Source organism: Mycobacterium sp. 1423905.2 (assembly GCF_001673155.1).
In the GTDB taxonomy this organism is placed as follows: domain Bacteria; phylum Actinomycetota; class Actinomycetes; order Mycobacteriales; family Mycobacteriaceae; genus Mycobacterium.
This window is the reverse complement of sequence record NZ_LZLE01000368.1, coordinates 1-15919: the sequence shown is the minus strand read 5'-3', so window position 1 is coordinate 15919 and position 15919 is coordinate 1. Positions and strand designations below refer to the sequence as shown.

The following is a 15919-nucleotide window of genomic DNA, read 5'->3' as shown; positions in this document are numbered from 1 at the left end:
GGCTCATCGAGCCCTGTCCAGCGCCAGGATGAGCTTGCCGGTGTTCTCGCCACGGAAAAGCGCCAACAGCACCTCGGGAAAGTCACCGACGCTGCCGTGGATGACCTGCTCGCGCGACCGCAGCTCACCGCGGCGCAACCAATCCGCCAGCTGGGCAACGCCTTCCCCGTAACGGTCGGTGTAGTCGAATATCACGAATCCGGTCATCGATGCCCGGGCGACCAGCAGTTGCATGTAGTTGGCCGGACCGCGCAGCTCACTGTCGGCGTTGTACTGCGAGATGGCGCCGCAGATCACGATGCGAGCGCCACGCGCTAGCCGTGCCAGCACCGCTTCCAGCGTCGCTCCCCCGACGTTGTCGAAGAAGACGTCAACACCGTTGGGCGCGTGGGTTTTCAGTTGCCCGCGCAGGTCACCGGCTTTGTAGTCGATCGCCGCGTCGAATCCGAGGTCTTCGGTGAGCCATCGGCACTTGTCCTGGCCACCGGCGATGCCGATCGACCGACATCCCTCGATGCGCGCGATCTGTCCGGCGATACTGCCGACCGAACCGGCAGCGCCTGAGACGACGACGGTCTGACCCGGCTGGGGGCGGCCGACGTCAAGCAGCCCGAAGTACGCGGTGAGCCCGCTGATGCCCAGCGCCCCAAGATGTACCGGAGCGGGCGCCAGGGTGGTGTCGACGCGCGTCACGTCGTTGCCGTCGGAGATTGCGTAACGCTGCACCCCGAAAGTGCCGTACAACTCCTCGCCGACCGAGATATTCGGGTGCCGCGACTCCACGACCCGACCGATGCCGCCGGCGCGCATGACCTCGCCCAGTTCCACCGGCGGCACATACGAGCGACCCGCGTTCATCCACGTTCGCATCGCCGGATCGACCGAGAGATAGCCGACCTCCACCAGCACCTCACCATCGGCCGGACTTCCGGCGGGTTCCTCGACGATCTCGAAATCCGTCGGCTTCGGCAGTCCGGTGGGGCGAGCGGCTAGTCGGCACACCGTGTTCGTTGCGGTCATGACTTCCTTCCTGTGATCGACGCGTGCAAGACCTTCCGTCCGGCGGGATCTTCGGCCGTGGCGGGCACCACCGCGACGCAGTCGGCGCCGGCCTCCCGGTAGGCCCACAACCGCGCCGCCAATCGGTCAGCACTGCCGAACGCGCAAACTTGGTCGAGCAGTTCGACGGGCACGGCCGCCGCCAGCTCGCGTCGGGTGGCGCCGGTTCGGGCTTTGTGCACCAGGTCGCCGAATCCCAGGGCACTGAACATTTCGCCGTATCCGGGTGGACCGAGATAGACCGCGAGCTGTGCGGACAGTTGAGCGTGCGCGGCAGCCCCCGGATCGATTGCGGCCGGAACCCAAACCGTCAGGCGCGGCGCAGCGCGGCCGGCTTCTGCTGCCGCGGCATCGACGACCGAACGGATGTCAGCGACACGGTCGGGCGTGGCCAAGTTCAGCACCAGCTCGTCGGCGCACCGGGCGGCCAAGCGAATCATTCGAGGACCAAATGCGCCCAACGCAATTCGCGTATCTGGGCGGGCTTCGCGTAGCCGGAAGCCGTGGCTGCTGACGTGGCGGCCGACGTAGTCGACTCGTGCGCCGGTCAAGATCGATCGGAGGCACTCGATGGTTTCCCGCATCACCGGCACATGGTTGGCCCACCTGCGGTCGTGCCAGCCCGTCACCATCACCGGACTCGACGCTCCTAACGCGATGTCCACTCGACTGCTCGTGAGTGAAGCCACCGAATTCACGCCCAACGCCAACCCGACCGGGGTGCGGACGCCGACGGCCATCGGGCCGATCTTCAAATCGACGCCGGGCGCGCGCATCCCGATCGCAGTGGCGAGCGCAAACGCGTCGTAGGTCGCCATTTCACCGACCCAGATTGCACCGAAACCCGATTCGGCAGCCGCCACGGCCACCTCCATGGCCTCGCGGTTCGGCCGATCCAGCCAAAACGGCAGCGCGACTTCGTATCCGGTCACAGCATCGAGGCGTCGGCGGGCTGGTCGAGCAGGATGCGGCCGGGTAGCTCGCGCGATGCTTCGTTGACCTGGAAGTGCGCGGTGGCCGTGAACGCATCGCGGAACCGGCGCTGCAACGGTGCGCCGTCGTAAATGGCGCTGCCGCCGGCCAAGTCGTACATGTCACGCACCACATCGGCCGAGGTACGCACCGCGTGGGTGGCGGCCAAGCGCAGCCGATTGCGCAAGGCCAAAGTAACGGGGTCCTGGCGCTGGCTGGCTTGCCACGCCTCGTCGATCGCTTCGTAGTACAACGCACGAGCACCACCCAGCGCGGCCTCCGCCCTCGCTACTGCCGCTTGGGTCGCCGGGCGTTCGGCCAAACTGCGGGTTGATCCCAAACCCCTCTTTCCGCTGGCTAATTCGACTAGATCGTCGATCGCCGCGCGGGCGTTGCCCAGCGCGGCCGCGCCGATGCACAACGCGAAGAATCCGAACACGGGGAACCGATACAACGGGCGGTCCACGATCGGCCCGGTGAAGACGGAGAACACGCGGTCGGCCGGAACGAATACCTCGTCGGCAACCGTGTCGTGGCTGCCGGTGCCCCGTAGGCCCAACGTGTGCCAGGTGTCCAGAACCTGGAGATCTGTCTTCGGCAGCGCGACGACGGACGGCACGCGTCCCTCGTCGACGAAGCAGCCCGCGAACAGCATGTCGGCGTGCGTGATGCCGCTGCAGAAGGGCCACCGGCCCGACACCACAACACCGCCGCCAACCGATTTCGCCCTGCCGCGGGGCGCCCACACCCCCGCGGCGACGCCTTGTCCGCCGCCGAACATTTCGTCGCGCGCGGCGGGCGGCAGGTAAGCGACCAGCAGGGCGCTAGTGATCGCGATGGACACACACCATCCGGCTGAGGTGTCGCCACGCGCGACCGCTTCGGCGCAGCGCAGCGCCGGCCCGGGCGCCAGCTCCAGCGCGTCGACCTCTCGAGGCATGGTGGCCCGCAGCAGGCCTGCCTCGTTGAGTTGAGCCAACAGCTCATCCGGAAGCCGACGATCGTGGTCAATTTGGGCCGAGAAGGTTTGCGCCGCAACGCCGATTTGTTCAGCGAGCTTTTCCACGTGATCGGCGGTGAGCGGTGGGTTACTCATCGGCACTCCTGGGTCCATCGTGGCGGTTCAAAAAATTTACCACGCCTGGTTCAGAGAGTGAACCGGTACAATTTCTGAACTATGAGTGAACCCGATCTGTCGCACCGGTTCGAAGCCGAGTCTGTCGGGCGAGCCCTTGAACTGGTCGGTGAGCGGTGGACACTGCTCATCTTGCGTGAGGCCTTCTTCGGGGTGCAGCGCTTCGGCCAGTTGGCCCGAACCCTCAGCATTCCCCGGCCCACGTTGTCGTCGCGGCTGCGGATGCTCGTCGAGCGGGGGTTGCTCGAGCGGGTGCCCTATTCGTCGGACCCGCAGCGCCACGAGTACCGGTTGACCGACGCGGGGCGCGCCCTCTTCGGAGCCATCGTCGTTCTCATGCGCTGGGGCGACGAGCACCTGCCCCACCCATCCGGGCCTCCGATTGTCTTGCGCCACAACCTTTGTGGGGAAGTCGCGGATGCGCGGGTGACGTGCGCCCGGTGTGGGGAGGAAATTACTGCGCGCAATGTGACCCCGGAAGCCGGTCCGGGCTTTCGCGCGGCGGCGCGGTAACGGGTTCGCTGGAGCGGGAGGGCGACGAATCAGTCCTGCGTTTCGACCACGAGCACTTCAGTCTTCGCGCGCCGTTTAACGGCGCGAGGGACGGAACCGACGACCCGCCCGACCAACGAATTGTTACCGACGTCGCCTACCACGAGCAGGTCGGCATTGACCTCCTCGGCGAGTTCTACCAGCGCGTCCACCGGGCCACCAGCAATGGCCCGTTCCTCGATGTCGTTGGCTCCGGCATCGCGCGCCCGCGCGGAGGCTTGGTGCAGCATGTCGTAGACCGGCGCGTTGCCCTGGGTTCGGTATTCCTCGTTCTTGAGTTGATCGGGGTCGGTTCCACCGCTGTGGTCGGAGTCCAGGAACGCCGTTGCGATGAAGAGTTTCGCTCCGGACTCGGCTGCGATGGCCGCGGCGCGGTCGACCGCGCGAAACGACGTGTCAGAGCCGTCAGTACCGACCACCACGACTTTGTAGTTGCCCATCATTCCTCCCGATACCGAAAGCTAGCTAACCGACACATCTCGTACCAAGGCAATCATTGCCGGTCCGGGGCTGATTCGAAACGATTCGTTCGATCTACGTTCGGCTGACCCAACGAGTGATACGTGCCGGTGACGCTCCCGCGGCGGGGCGAACCGACGGCAAAAATAGGGAGTTTTCCCGATCTCACAAGCCTTCTCGACGACTCACACTACGACGGCGATGACCGACGAGCCGCGCGCAGAAGGACGCGCCGGGTAGCGCTCGGTCCAGGAAGGACGACCGCTATGAGTTTCGTGACGTTGCCCCCCGAGATCAACTCGCTGCTGATGTTCTCCGGCGCCGGGTCGGTACCGACGCTCTCCGCCGCTGCGGCGTGGGACGGATTGGCCGCCGACATCGGGGCGGCAGCCGAATCGTTCGCCTCGGTGACGGGGACGCTGGTCGGTCAAGGGTGGCAAGGAGCGGCGGCGCAGGCGATGGCGGCCGCGGCGGGGCCGTATACGAACTGGCTGAACGTGGTGGCATCACAGGCATCAGCCGCCGCAGCGCAGGCCAGGGCGGTCGCCGCTGCGTTCGAGGCGGCACAGGCGGCAACGGTGCACCCGCTTTTTGTTGCCGCCAATCGAGACGAATTCATGTCGCTGGTGATGTCGAATCTGTTCGGCCAGAACGCGCCTGCCATCGCGGCGGCCGAGTCGCAGTATGAGGCGATGTGGGCTGCCGATGTGGAGGCATTGGTCGGATATCACGGTGGGGCGTCGGCCGCCGCCGCGCAGTTGGTGTCCTGGCAGCAGTCGGCGCAAGCCCTGCCGGCACTCGCGACGACCAACCTGGGCTTGGGCAATATCGGCAACTACAACCTGGGCGGCGGAAACATCGGCAGCAGCAACCTCGGCAGCGGCAACCTCGGCAACTCCAACTGGGGAAGCGGCAACCAAGGAGACACAAATCTCGGTAGCGGGAACATCGGGAACTTCAACCTCGGCAGCGGCAACCTCGGCAGCAACAACTTCGGCAGCGGTAACGGTAACGGTAACGCTAACCTCGGCTTTCCTACTAGCAACGGCAATATCGGCAATGGCAACATCGGAAACAACAACATCGGCAGTGGAAACTTCGGTAACTCCAACCTCGGCTTCGGCAATACCGGTACCTCGAACGTAGGTATCGGAAATGGTGGCGGCAACAACAACGTCGGCGGCGGCAACACCGGCAGCGGCAACTGGGGTTTCGGCAACAGCGGCTCAAACAATATCGGCTTGGGCAACACCGGCACCAACGACATCGGCATCGGCCTCACCGGGAACAATCAAGTCGGCATAAATCTGGCCGGATTACTCAACTCGGGCAGCGGCAACATCGGACTGTTCAACTCGGGCACCGACAACATCGGGTTCTTCAATTCCGGTAGCCATAACGTCGGCTTGTTCAACTCCAGCGACTTTAACGTGGGCGTAGGCAACTCTGGAATCTACGAAGGGACCGGATTTGCGGGACACAACACCGGCTTCGGCAACTCGGGCTCGTTGAATACCGGCCTGGGCAACGCCGGACTGCTCAATACGGGTCTCGGAAACGGCGGTGAAGTCGACACGGGGTTTGGTAATTCCGGAACCTTGAATGCGGGCAACTTCAATGCGGGCAGTTTCAACACCGGTAGCGGCAACTCCGGATTGCTCAATACGGGCGACTTCAACGCCGGCGAATTGAACACAGGTTGGGCGAATGCAGGGACCGCCAACACTGGGTTATTCGATTCTGGCATCTTGAACACCGGGATCGGCAACGACGCCGACCTGGTCGGAATAGTGTCCAGCTCCGGCTTCGGAAACACCGGCGTGGGTAGCTCCGGTTTCTTCAATTCAACCGCTGATTCCGGATTCTGGAATGCCGGCACCGGAGACTCCGGACTGCTGAACGCCCTGGGTTCGATTTCCTCTACCGGCATCGGCAATTCCGGTTCTCAAGTCTCGGGCTTGAATAATCCCGGCAACACTGTCAGCGGCGTAGCGAACGCCGGCACCGAAAATTCGGGCGCCTTCAACCAAGGGAACTTCCAGTCCGGCTTCGGCCACTAAGACGAGTGAGCGCCCGTTTACAGCAACGAGTCGATCATCGCTTGACCGTCACTGTCTGCGGCGGCGGAGGCGTCGCTGTTCTGGGCGAACACAATGAAGGCCGATTGATGGGTCGAGGTGTTCAGTAGTTCGCTGAATGAGCCGACCACGGGAATCAGTCCCATGCGCGAGGTGCCGTCGGCGTTGAACGTCACGGACGCCTGTTGTTGAAAGTTAGGGCTTTGCAACGGGTTTCCGCTGGGCGCCCCCAGGTCGCGAACATTGGTCAAACCCGTCGTCGACAGGCTACTCAGCCGGCTGATGTCGCCCTGCAGCACCGCAATGGCGTCGTTCCCGTTGGCCGGCTTGACCTTGATCTCCATCTCCGCGGTGGAGGAGTCGTTGTGCAGGGTCACCCAGCCAGGGCCCTGATCTCCGATCACCCAGCCCGGTGCGGGGGTGACCGAAATACCCTGGCCTAGTTCAATGGCGGTCAGCGTCACCGCCGGTCGAGCGGTAGTACCCGCGAGCGCGATGACTCCGGTCGCGGCCGACGCGACGGCGACCACTTGCACAACCTGGCGGATCTTGCGGCGCGACACTGCATGCATGGATTGACTCCTCGGACGGCCCGCCGTGCGGGGTTGAGCAGATTCGCTCTCATTTCACTCGGCGCGGCAAATGCTGTCCATGGCTAACTCGCAATCGCCTCATACAGTTCACTTACCGACTTCACCCGATGAGGACTCGCAGCGAAAAGCAAGGGGCCGGCTAACCGACGGCGGGCGGCGTCCCCCAGCACTCGATGATTTCCGCGACCCGACGCAAGAGCACGTAGCGGTAATTCTTCTCGGTGGCTTTCGCTGTGTGTTCGTCATATGCGGACCTGGCGCCAGCCTCGTCACCGTCGTAGACAGTGGTCGGTACCGGAGGAACGCCCGGGTTACTCGGGTCGTCCACTTCGCCGGTCTGGACAGTCCACGATTCGTCAGCCATGAACCCAGGCTAGGGCTCGGTCCTCGGCCTATCGCGTTCGGTGTGCGTCTCGAGGTGTGGCTGTCGCGGTAGCGTTGGCGGCGGATTGTCTTGCGAATCGCTGATGGTGACCGTTGGGACAGCAGTCAAGCAGTGAGGATTCGGCTTACGTGAGGTCCTTGATGCGGCGTGGCGTCGTGTTGGCAGAAGCGCTCGCCGCAATTCTGGCGCTGGTTCAATGCGGCCACGCAGCACCGCCACCCGCAGCCAAACCTCCGTCGTCCACGACAGCGGCATCACCCTCCGCGGCAACGCCACCCACCCGCCCGGCGCCCGCCGCTGCCGCCGTCCAGCCGGTCAGTGCCGCCGAGCTCGGCACCACCTGGCGACCGGGCTGCCCTGTCGAGCCGGAGCAGCTACGCCGGGTCGACGTCAACTACCTCGGCTTCGACGGCCAGACCCACCGCGGCGCTCTGGTCGTGCACGAACAGTTGGTGCCGGATGTCATCGCCATCTTCGAGCGGCTTTACCAAATCAAATATCCCGTCGAGAAGATCCAGACGGTCGACCACTACTCCGACGCCGACGACGAATTGTCGATGGAGGACAACAACACCTCGGCGTTCAATTGCCGACTCATCCCAGACTCCAACGACTGGTCTCCGCATGCCTTCGGCCGCGCCATCGACATCAATACCCTGGTCAATCCGTGCCTGTATGCCAGCGGCTTCTTCGAACCTCACAATGCCGCGGCTTTCCTTGATCGCAGCCGCACCGACCCTGGACTCTTACACATCGGCGACCCCGCCGTGCTCGCGTTCACCGATCGTGGTTGGAGGTGGGGTGGCCAGTGGAACGCCCCCCTCGACTACCAGCACTTCGAGCGGCCCTAGAGCCCGAGGGCCCGCGCCGTCATCGTCGCCACCTCACCGCGCAGATCCGACATCGGTGGGCTGCCCCGGGTATGGATCGAGTTCGCGAGCAGCACTATGTAGGTGTTCGAGTTCGGGTCGATCCAGATCGAGGTTCCGGTGAAACCGGTGTGGCCGAAGCTCCCGATGGGGAAGACCATGCCTCGGGTTCCCGACAAGGGCGTATCGATGTCCCAGCCGAAACCACGGAGATTCTGTCCCGGGATCGCCGGATAACGCGCGGCGAGCAAGGGATCCCAGGTGTTGAGTCCCTTGGCGATGTCGTTTCGAGTGGCCCTGTTGGCCGCTTCGAGCTGCCCGGCGGTATGTCCGGGCTGTTGCGGAGAGGTCATCAGCTCACACGACGCTTGGGTCAGCGGAAATTTGCTCGGGCGGCCCTCGAGCCGGTCGAGCAACGCCTGGGCGAAGGTACTGACGTCGTATGCCGTGGAGAACACGCCGGCATGCCCGGCCACTCCGCCCATGCGTCGTGCCGTGGTGTCATGCACGGTGCCCCACAGCAGGTGATCGAGGTCGGGATTCTTGCCCGGATCGGCGCGTCCTTCTTCGTCGCGTGCGGTCGGAGCGATGCGCGGCAACAACTCCGTACTCCACGCGTCTGCGGGGCAAGAAGCCGCCAACCCCCCTTGCGGCGCGGGCGCCCACCCAATCGCAGCGCCTCGAATGGTGTGCGGCCCACAGGCTTTGGCGGGTGGCAGGTAGCGGGTCTCGGTCATACCGAGCGGGGCGAATACGTGGTCCTGCACGTAGACGTCCTCGTCCTCGCCCGTGATCTGTTCGACGAGCGCACCGAGCAAAATGAAGTTGATATCCGAGTAGTGGAAAACGTCACCGGGACCTGACTCCAACGGCGTCGTGAGCGCACGGTGAATGCCTTCGGTTTTATCCGCTCGGTCCAGTCCCCACGGATCCTTGAGTTCGACGTCCCCGCGCTCCCCTGAGGTGTGGGTGAGCAACATGCGAACCGTCACCTTGGCGCGTCGTGGGTCATTCTCGGGGTTGAAGTCGGGCAGATACTGCTGGATCGGATCGTCGAACTGCACCTGACCGTGTTCGTAGAGCTGCATGACGGCGGTGGCGGTGGCCAAGATCTTGGTCAACGAGGCCAGGTCGAAGAGGGTGTCCTCGGTCATGGGCGCCGCGGGCGCAGGCTGTCCATCCAATCCTGGTTCACTGGCGAGCTTGCGGGAGCCGTAGGCCTGGTGGAAGACGATGTCACCACCATGACCGACGACGACGACGGCCCCGGGCAGCTTGTTCGCCGCTATTGCATCGTCGATCAGCTTCGAGACGCTGGCGAACGCAGGTGCGGGCGCCACCTCCGGAAGCTTGGGAACCTTTGCGGGAGTCGGTACTTGGACCACCGCGGGCGCCTGCGTGGTCGCGCTTACTGCGACGTGCGGGGCGTCGCCGCGCGAGCAAGCCGCAGTGCAGGCCAGCGCGACGGTTCCGACGGCAATGAGCTTTCGCATTGATCTACTGCATACCATCACGGCCACACGCTGACCGCTTCTCTGACATGTCCATTCGCTCGTTCTAGCCGGGCCACGGCTTCGGCGGCGTCGACGCCGGCGAGCAGGGCGACGATCGCGGTCTTGGCGTGACCGCCCGCGGCGGCGAGCGCGGCGGTCGCAACCTCCTCGTCCACGCCGGCGGAGTCCCGCACGATCCGGACCGTGCGGCGGCGCAGCTTTGCGTTGGTGGCGCGCACGTCGACCATCCGCGGACCGTAGGCCTTGCCCAGGGCGATCATGACGCTCGTCGAAATAGCGTTGAGCACCACCTTCTGGGCCGTCCCCGCGGTCAGGCGAGTGGAACCCGCGAGCACCTCGGGTCCGGTTAGCAATTCGATCAGGACATCAGCCGTCGCCTCGCTGCCGGAGTTGTTGACGATCGCGACGGTCAGCGCGCCCACCGCGCGGGCATGGTCGAGCGCACCAAGCACGAACGGTGTGCGGCCCGAGGCGGTGATGCCGACGAGCGCGTCGGCTGCGGTGAGATCGGCGAGCGCTGCCGGGTCAAAGGCGTCTTCGGCGCCGTCGATCGCCTGGGTGAGCGCCGCCGGTCCGCCGGCGATCACCCCACGCACCAAGTCGGTGTTGAACGTCGGTCCGCATTCCGCCGCGTCGAGCACGCCGAGCCGACCGGGCGTCCCGGCGCCGGCGTAGACGAGGCGACCGCCTCGCTCGAGGTGCGCGGCGATGGCCTCGGCCGCGGCCGTGATCCGGGGAAGCGCCGCGACCACCGCGCCGTGCGCCTCGCCCTCGGCGGCGACGAGCAGCGCAACGATCTCTGCGATCGGCCGTGTGTCGAGGTCGTGCAAGTCAGAACGTGCGGCCTCGGTCGCCAGCGCGTCGAGCCGATCGGTGGAGCCGGTGGCGTGCACGCGGATCACCTGGGGTTCGTGGATCGCCTGCAACCGCAGCGCGCCATCGAGCGCGTCCCCGATGGGCGCGACGACCTCGATGTGTTTACGCAGCGCCGTCATCTGCGCTAAGCCGCCCACCATCGCCACCGGGCCATTCCCCACCGCGCGGGCGGTCGCGGCCAGCGACCCCGCGGCCGTCTGAACAATCGCCGATGCCTCGGCGTCGTCTTCGGCAGCCAGGACATCCGGCGCAAACGACGCGAGCCGGGCCGGCTCCACGAGCTGGCTTGGCCATGTCTCCGGCGAGCCGAAGCGGGCGGTGGCGGCATCGAGTAAGGCTGTGGACGGTCCGCGCCGGTCGAAGGCGCGCAGCGCCGCGCGCAGGCCGGCCGCGCCGATCCACGCGCCGCCGCCCTCGTCTCCCAACCATGGACCCCAGCCGTCGGCGGAACGCATCACGCCGTCGGCGTCGATTGACAACGCCACCACACCGGTGCCGACGATCAGCACGACGCCGGGCTTTCCGCCCAATGCACCGGCGTGGGCGGTCACTGAGTCGCCGGTCACCGCGACCCGCTTAGCCGACAGTGCGGTCAGCAGCGCCTCGCCCAACGCGCGCGCCGCATCCGGTGCCGTCAATGCGCCGGCCGCGCCGACGATCAACTCATCCACCGGTCCGAATTGTTTGGCCAGAGAAACGATCGCCGCTTCCGCGGCCCGCACCCCGCCGGCGAACGCCAACCCCGGCGCGCCTGGCCCCTCGGCCCTTCGGTCGCCGCAGGCCGCCCGACACGACGTCTTGCCCAAGTCGATGGAGAGGATCACCGAATCCATGCTTTCATGCGCTGCCGCACCCGTATCGCCCTTTTCTCTCTTAGTGTGGGCATGAGAAAGGACGAGCACGATGACCATCGACGACGAGTCCGTCACGACGCTGGAAGACCTTCGGGGTGATCTGGCGCAGCGCTACAAGTGGACCCCGACGGGCGGAAGCTCGGTCGAGGGCTCTGTGATCGAGGCCGACATGGCGGCTCTCGACCGCGACGGCTACGTCGTCTGGGAGAACTTGCTCAGCGCCGAGGAATGTGAGCACATCCGCGAAGAAGTGCTGCCCCGGCTGGGGCACACCGGACGCAACTCGTTCGAAGGCCGACGCACCCAACGCATCTACAGCGTGCTGAGCAGAACCCGGGTGTGCGACCGACTGGTCGACAATCCACGGGTGTTGGCGGTGCTCGACCGGCTGCTGATGCCCAACTACCTGCTTTCTGCGTTGCAGGCCATCAACATTCAGCCCGGTGAGGCCGCGCAGCTGGCCCACCATGACGACGGCTTCTACCCCATCCCGCGACCGCGAGAACCGTTGGCGGCGGCGACAATCTGGGCCATCGACGAGTTCACCGCCGACAATGGCGCCACGGTGCTCTACCCCGGCAGCCACCGCTGGGGTAAGCGTCGACCCGGCCCAGACGACAATGCCATGCCGGTGACCATGCCTGCTGGCTCGTGCGTCTTCTTTGTCGGCACCCTGTGGCATGGTGGCGGCGCCAACAACTCGACCGGCGACCGGCTTGCGGTGACCGCCCAGTACTGCCAACCCTGGCTTCGTCCGATGGAGGCCTTCACGTTGTCGATATCGCGCGATATCGCCCGAACGGTGTCCGATGACATTCGCCGCATGCTCGGTTACAGCATCCACCCACCGTTCGTCGGCGCGGTCGACGGACTGCATCCGCTGCGGCTACTCGAGACCGGTGAAGATTCGTAGTCTTGCGATGAGTTCGGTCCGCGCCGGCAGTCGGTAAGGGTGTGACTGACAAACAACTGATCGCCACAACAACAATCGACGCGACCGCCGAAGCGGTCTTCGCGGTGCTCGCCGATCCGAATACGCACGCCGCGATCGACGGCACGGGGTGGGTGCGCGAGTCCGTCGACGGGGAACGCCTGACCGAGGTGGGGCAGATATTCCGGGTTGCCATGTATCACGACAACCACCCGAACGGGGACTATGAAATGGCCAACAAAGTGGTCGTGTACGACCCGCCCAACGCCATCGCTTGGGCGCCCGGCCAAGAGGTCAACGCGCGGGGCTTCCTGATGGACGTGAAGAACGGAGAAAAGATCCTTTTCGGCGGCTGGGTTTGGCGGTACGACCTCACGCCGATCGGGGCTTCGCAGACTGAGGTGCGCTTGACCTATGACTGGTCGGGGGTGCCGCCATCGCAGCGCGACATCGAATTCCCGCCGTTTGGCCGGGAGCACCTGGACAACTCGCTGCGCAACCTGGCCGGCCTCGCGGTAGGCGCTGCCCGGGCATAGTCGGAGCTGCCCACCTCGTAGCGACAACTCCGGTGAGCGACGTCAGGCCGCGATGAGCTCCTGACCGATCTGTTGCCAATATTGAGGACCGTCCAAAGTCAGGATGGTCCAGTCGTGAATTTGCCCATTCCCCAGGACGAAGGAGAAGGGAGCCCCCGCAACTCTTGCGAACTCCTGAAGTCGCAACACGTCGGGCGAAAGAATGTCGAGATTGCCCGAGTAGACGTACGTCGGCGGCAATCCGGCCAGCGACCCGTAGAGCGGACTCACCATGGGGTTCATGATGTCGAGACCATTCGCCCACGCTCTACCGATCTGTTGCGCCGGGCCCACCGGAAGTAGCGGGTCCTGCACGAAACCGATATTCGGATTGGTCATGCCCAGGTCCAGCCAAGGAGACAGCAGCACCATGGACGTCGGCAGAGCTGAGTAGGTAATCGGATCGGCCGCCATGTATTCGACGGCCGCGAGCGCCAGGTTGCCTCCTGCGGAGTCACCGATGACGCTGACGTGCGGGTGCGCCGGAGTGATCTGCGAGGAAATGAAGTTCGCCATCAGCGGCACAACCGTGCCAGCGGTACCGCCCTGCTGCAGCAAGGGATAAATCGGCACTTCAAACGTCGCGCCGGTTTGGTAAGCCATTACCGAGTAGTTGATCCAGTGGAATATCGAGGGCGGAAGAATAAATGCGCCACCATGGATCGCGACCACGTAGTCGCCGGTCGGATGAGCCGGCGTAATCTGCACGACGCTCATCCCGTTGTATGTGGTGTACTGCACCGTTTCCCCGAGCAGCATGTTCAAGAACGGCGGCGGGGAATTCCCGATCAACCACGACAGCGGAGGCGGTAGCTCGGCGCCTAGGAACGACAGTATCGGCGACCCTGGCACTGACAATTGCGGTTCGATCCCGGACAACGCCAGGATGGGTTTCACCGGGTAGAGCAATGCTTCTTCGAACCGGGTGATCAGCGACGGGGCGCCGGAGAAGCCACCTGTCTGACTGGCCGGGAAGGGCGGCGCGGCCGGCGCTCCGAAGATCTGGGTGAGGAAGTAGTTGGAGATTTCGGAGAACTCGGTGGCGATTGTGGTGGGAAGTTGCTGAATCCCCTGCTCGACCCCAAGCACCGCCTGCTCGAAAGCGGCCAATGGCGAGGCACTGGCCGCTTCGGCGGCGGCATACGCCCCGCTGGCGTTGGTCAAGGCCTGCACGAACCGGTCGTGGAACAGCGCCGCCTGCGCACTGAACGCTTGGTATCCCTCGCCGTGGGCAGAGAACAGCGCGGCGATGGCCGCCGACACCTCATCTTCGGCCGCGGCCAGCACGCCCGTGGTCTGCGCCGCCACCGCAGCGTTGGCCTCTTCGATCGTGGACCCGACTTCAGCCACATTTGCCGCTGCCGCAGTGAGCCACTCCGGAACGACCACCACCGACGACATAAGACCCTCCCAATCCTCGGTCTCGCCCGATGTGCCGCAGATGGCGCTTCGCATTTGCGGCTATCGCGCAGAGAAGGACTCGCACTCACCCCCACGTGTAACAACCCATTCGAGTCGTCAGACCCCAACGGAATTTATCGCTAGCGGCGGCAATCCGCCAGCAAAATTGCCAGAAAATTGGTCATTCGGTCGGCCTTCTCGCACGAGTCGCCGAAGCAGATCTACGCCGCGCCTCAGCAACGCCTGACAGGTAGTCTTTGCGCGTCGTGGCCAAGCGGACACGAGCAAAGGAAGCGATGTGATCGCACGTTGGTTTCGAGGGCTTGTGTTGGCCGGCGTCGCGCTGGTGGCGGCGACTGGAGTTGCGCACCCGGCGCTGGCGGCGTCGCCTCCGGCACCGGGGGTGCAGGTGAAGGATCAAGACTGGAAATGCACCGCGGGCTTCGCCGCCCAAGGCGGCGACGGTAGCTATTACCTGTTCACCAGCGGCCACTGCGACCATCCCGAAGGCTCGCTGTGGACGTACGACGACGACATTCCGCTCGGCAGAATCACCGCGAGCGAACACGACAGTGACCGTCAGGACGCGGCCATCATCCGCCTTGATCCTGGTGTCGGCGTGCCGATAGGCGGCGTCGGCGGTCGGCGTGTCCGGAACGTCCTGAGCGGTAATCAGATTCAAGTGGGTACGCCGTTCTGCAAGCTCGGCGCGATCACCGGAGAGACATGCGGCCCCGTCAAGGACATCGACGGTGACGTCATCATCGCCAGCGTGCCCGCCCAGTCCGGGGACAGCGGCAGCGCGGGTTATGTGAAGAATCCCGACGGGAGCGTGAGCGCCGTGGGCATTCTGGCGGGTTCGTATGGCGACGATCTGAACACCACGGTCTACATACCCGTGCAGCCACTGCTCGGCAGGTGGGGTTTGCGCATACTCCCGTGATACCGCCCCGACCTACGCGCAAAGAAAGGAATCCCCGTGCCTTCACCTCGCTGGCTGACCAGGCTTTCCATTGCAACAATCGCGGGCGCCGCCCTACTCGGGAGCGCCGCCGTTGCCGCTGCCACTCCGGCCGATGACGCCTTCCTGGCTCAACTGCGCGCGGTAGGGATTACCTGGCCACCCGGCAAGGAAGAAGCCCTCATCGGAGAGGGCCACCTTGTCTGCTACGACCTCACCTGGGGATGGACGCCGCAACAGATCGCCGACGACATGCACACCCACATGAACGCCCGGGGTGTCACGTTGTTAGACGACGGAACCTTCGTCAACGCCGCCCACTCGGCCTATTGCCCGGGCAATGTCTGCGACGCCCCTACCCTCTGCACCTAAGCCGGCAGGGTTTCGCTCAGTCCCCTTCGCCATCAGTGGCGGAGCGCTGCCGAAGCTGGAGCAGTGCGTCGGGGTCACCCTCCACGCGCAGGCAGCGTCGTCCGCCTTCCTCCTCGGCAACGGTGATCGGTAATTCCTTGCCGCACACGCTTTTCGGGTCCACCAGAAGCTCTAGCTCGTTGGAGTCGACGTACAACACCGCATCGTCGTGGGACAGCTTCCACGGATGGCCGTCGGTGGGCCAGCGGCCACCGATGACCCGAATGGCGTTGCTGTTGTCCTCGTCCTCGTCGTTCTCATCTGCGACGACGCAGTCGACCCACAGTTTGGCCG

17 protein-coding genes and 1 pseudogene are annotated in these 15919 nt (G+C 65.0%); 7 read left to right on the top strand and 11 right to left on the bottom strand.

Annotated elements, in window-relative coordinates; genetic code table 11:
* Positions 1 to 3: 3 nt before the first annotated feature.
* The 3 genes from A9W95_RS25675 to A9W95_RS25665 are packed head-to-tail and all read right to left on the bottom strand — an operon-like array spanning position 4 to position 3127.
* A complete protein-coding gene (locus A9W95_RS25675) occupies positions 4 to 1020 on the bottom strand; it encodes an NADP-dependent oxidoreductase (RefSeq protein ID WP_067419140.1) in 1017 nt (338 codons plus the stop codon).
* A complete protein-coding gene (locus A9W95_RS25670; RefSeq protein WP_067419139.1) occupies positions 1017 to 1991 on the bottom strand; it encodes an LLM class F420-dependent oxidoreductase in 975 nt (324 codons plus the stop codon). The genes A9W95_RS25675 and A9W95_RS25670 overlap by 4 nt, the downstream gene beginning before the upstream one ends.
* Positions 1988 to 3127 (bottom strand): acyl-CoA dehydrogenase family protein, encoded by a 1140-nt coding sequence (locus tag A9W95_RS25665; protein WP_067419138.1) that lies wholly within the window; start codon positions 3125 to 3127, stop codon positions 1988 to 1990. The genes A9W95_RS25670 and A9W95_RS25665 overlap by 4 nt, the downstream gene beginning before the upstream one ends.
* An 81-nt stretch (positions 3128 to 3208) precedes the next feature.
* Between A9W95_RS25665 and A9W95_RS25660 the strand changes: the two genes are divergently transcribed.
* Positions 3209 to 3679: a helix-turn-helix domain-containing protein gene (locus A9W95_RS25660; protein ID WP_067419137.1), complete on the top strand. Its 471-nt coding sequence runs from the start codon at positions 3209 to 3211 to the stop codon at positions 3677 to 3679.
* A 29-nt stretch (positions 3680 to 3708) separates the two neighbouring features.
* Here A9W95_RS25660 and A9W95_RS25655 read toward each other — a convergent pair whose 3' ends face one another.
* Positions 3709 to 4158 carry a universal stress protein gene (locus A9W95_RS25655; protein ID WP_067419164.1) on the bottom strand — a complete coding sequence of 150 codons (450 nt, stop codon included), beginning with the start codon at positions 4156 to 4158 and terminating at the stop codon, positions 3709 to 3711.
* Positions 4159 to 4443: 285 nt separating this feature from the next.
* Between A9W95_RS25655 and A9W95_RS25650 the strand changes: the two genes are divergently transcribed.
* Positions 4444 to 6237 (top strand): PPE family protein, encoded by a 1794-nt coding sequence (locus A9W95_RS25650; protein ID WP_067419136.1) that lies wholly within the window; start codon positions 4444 to 4446, stop codon positions 6235 to 6237.
* A 17-nt stretch (positions 6238 to 6254) separates the two neighbouring features.
* On the opposite strand, the gene A9W95_RS25645 is transcribed toward A9W95_RS25650, so the two are convergent.
* Positions 6255 to 6827: a hypothetical protein gene (locus tag A9W95_RS25645; protein ID WP_253851763.1), complete on the bottom strand. Its 573-nt coding sequence runs from the start codon at positions 6825 to 6827 to the stop codon at positions 6255 to 6257.
* Positions 6828 to 6987: 160 nt separating this feature from the next.
* Entirely contained in the window at positions 6988 to 7212 is a 225-nt protein-coding gene (locus A9W95_RS25640) for a hypothetical protein (protein WP_067419135.1), read from the bottom strand.
* A gap of 161 nt (positions 7213 to 7373) precedes the next feature.
* On the opposite strand from A9W95_RS25640, the gene A9W95_RS25635 reads away from it, so the two are divergent.
* Positions 7374 to 8084, top strand: a complete 711-nt coding sequence (locus A9W95_RS25635) for a M15 family metallopeptidase (protein ID WP_067419134.1) — start codon at positions 7374 to 7376, stop codon at positions 8082 to 8084.
* On the opposite strand, the gene A9W95_RS25630 is transcribed toward A9W95_RS25635, so the two are convergent.
* The 3 genes and pseudogenes from A9W95_RS25630 to A9W95_RS28515 form a co-directional block, all read right to left on the bottom strand.
* Positions 8081 to 9595: a serine hydrolase domain-containing protein gene (locus A9W95_RS25630; protein ID WP_156746418.1), complete on the bottom strand. Its 1515-nt coding sequence runs from the start codon at positions 9593 to 9595 to the stop codon at positions 8081 to 8083. The genes A9W95_RS25635 and A9W95_RS25630 overlap by 4 nt on opposite strands.
* Before the next feature lie 17 nt (positions 9596 to 9612).
* A complete protein-coding gene (locus tag A9W95_RS28520) occupies positions 9613 to 10509 on the bottom strand; it encodes an N-acetylmuramic acid 6-phosphate etherase (protein ID WP_067419161.1) in 897 nt (298 codons plus the stop codon).
* 69 nt (positions 10510 to 10578) lie between these two features.
* Positions 10579 to 11325: pseudogene (locus tag A9W95_RS28515) on the bottom strand (BadF/BadG/BcrA/BcrD ATPase family protein); the annotation flags it as partial.
* Between the two features lie 70 nt (positions 11326 to 11395).
* Between A9W95_RS28515 and A9W95_RS25620 the strand changes: the two are divergent.
* Both A9W95_RS25620 and A9W95_RS25615 read left to right on the top strand, forming a co-directional pair.
* Positions 11396 to 12259, top strand: a complete 864-nt coding sequence (locus A9W95_RS25620; RefSeq protein ID WP_067419133.1) for a phytanoyl-CoA dioxygenase family protein — start codon at positions 11396 to 11398, stop codon at positions 12257 to 12259.
* A 41-nt stretch (positions 12260 to 12300) separates the two neighbouring features.
* Positions 12301 to 12813, top strand: coding sequence for an SRPBCC family protein (locus A9W95_RS25615; protein WP_067419132.1), 513 nt, complete (start codon positions 12301 to 12303; stop codon positions 12811 to 12813).
* A 42-nt stretch (positions 12814 to 12855) separates the two neighbouring features.
* Here the strand turns inward: A9W95_RS25615 and A9W95_RS25610 are convergent, their stop codons facing one another.
* Positions 12856 to 14253: a PE domain-containing protein gene (locus A9W95_RS25610; RefSeq protein ID WP_067419131.1), complete on the bottom strand. Its 1398-nt coding sequence runs from the start codon at positions 14251 to 14253 to the stop codon at positions 12856 to 12858.
* Between the two features lie 298 nt (positions 14254 to 14551).
* Here A9W95_RS25610 and A9W95_RS25605 point away from each other — a divergent pair, with 298 nt between their 5' ends.
* The gene (locus tag A9W95_RS25605) at positions 14552 to 15196 is read left to right on the top strand and encodes a S1 family peptidase (protein ID WP_067419130.1); all 645 of its coding nucleotides are present in this window, start codon (positions 14552 to 14554) and stop codon (positions 15194 to 15196) included.
* A gap of 78 nt (positions 15197 to 15274) precedes the next feature.
* Positions 15275 to 15586: a DUF732 domain-containing protein gene (locus tag A9W95_RS25600; RefSeq protein WP_067419160.1), complete on the top strand. Its 312-nt coding sequence runs from the start codon at positions 15275 to 15277 to the stop codon at positions 15584 to 15586.
* A gap of 16 nt (positions 15587 to 15602) precedes the next feature.
* Here A9W95_RS25600 and A9W95_RS27405 read toward each other — a convergent pair.
* On the bottom strand, positions 15603 to 15919 hold a 317-nt coding region (locus A9W95_RS27405), incomplete at its 5' end, for a hypothetical protein (protein ID WP_172826723.1).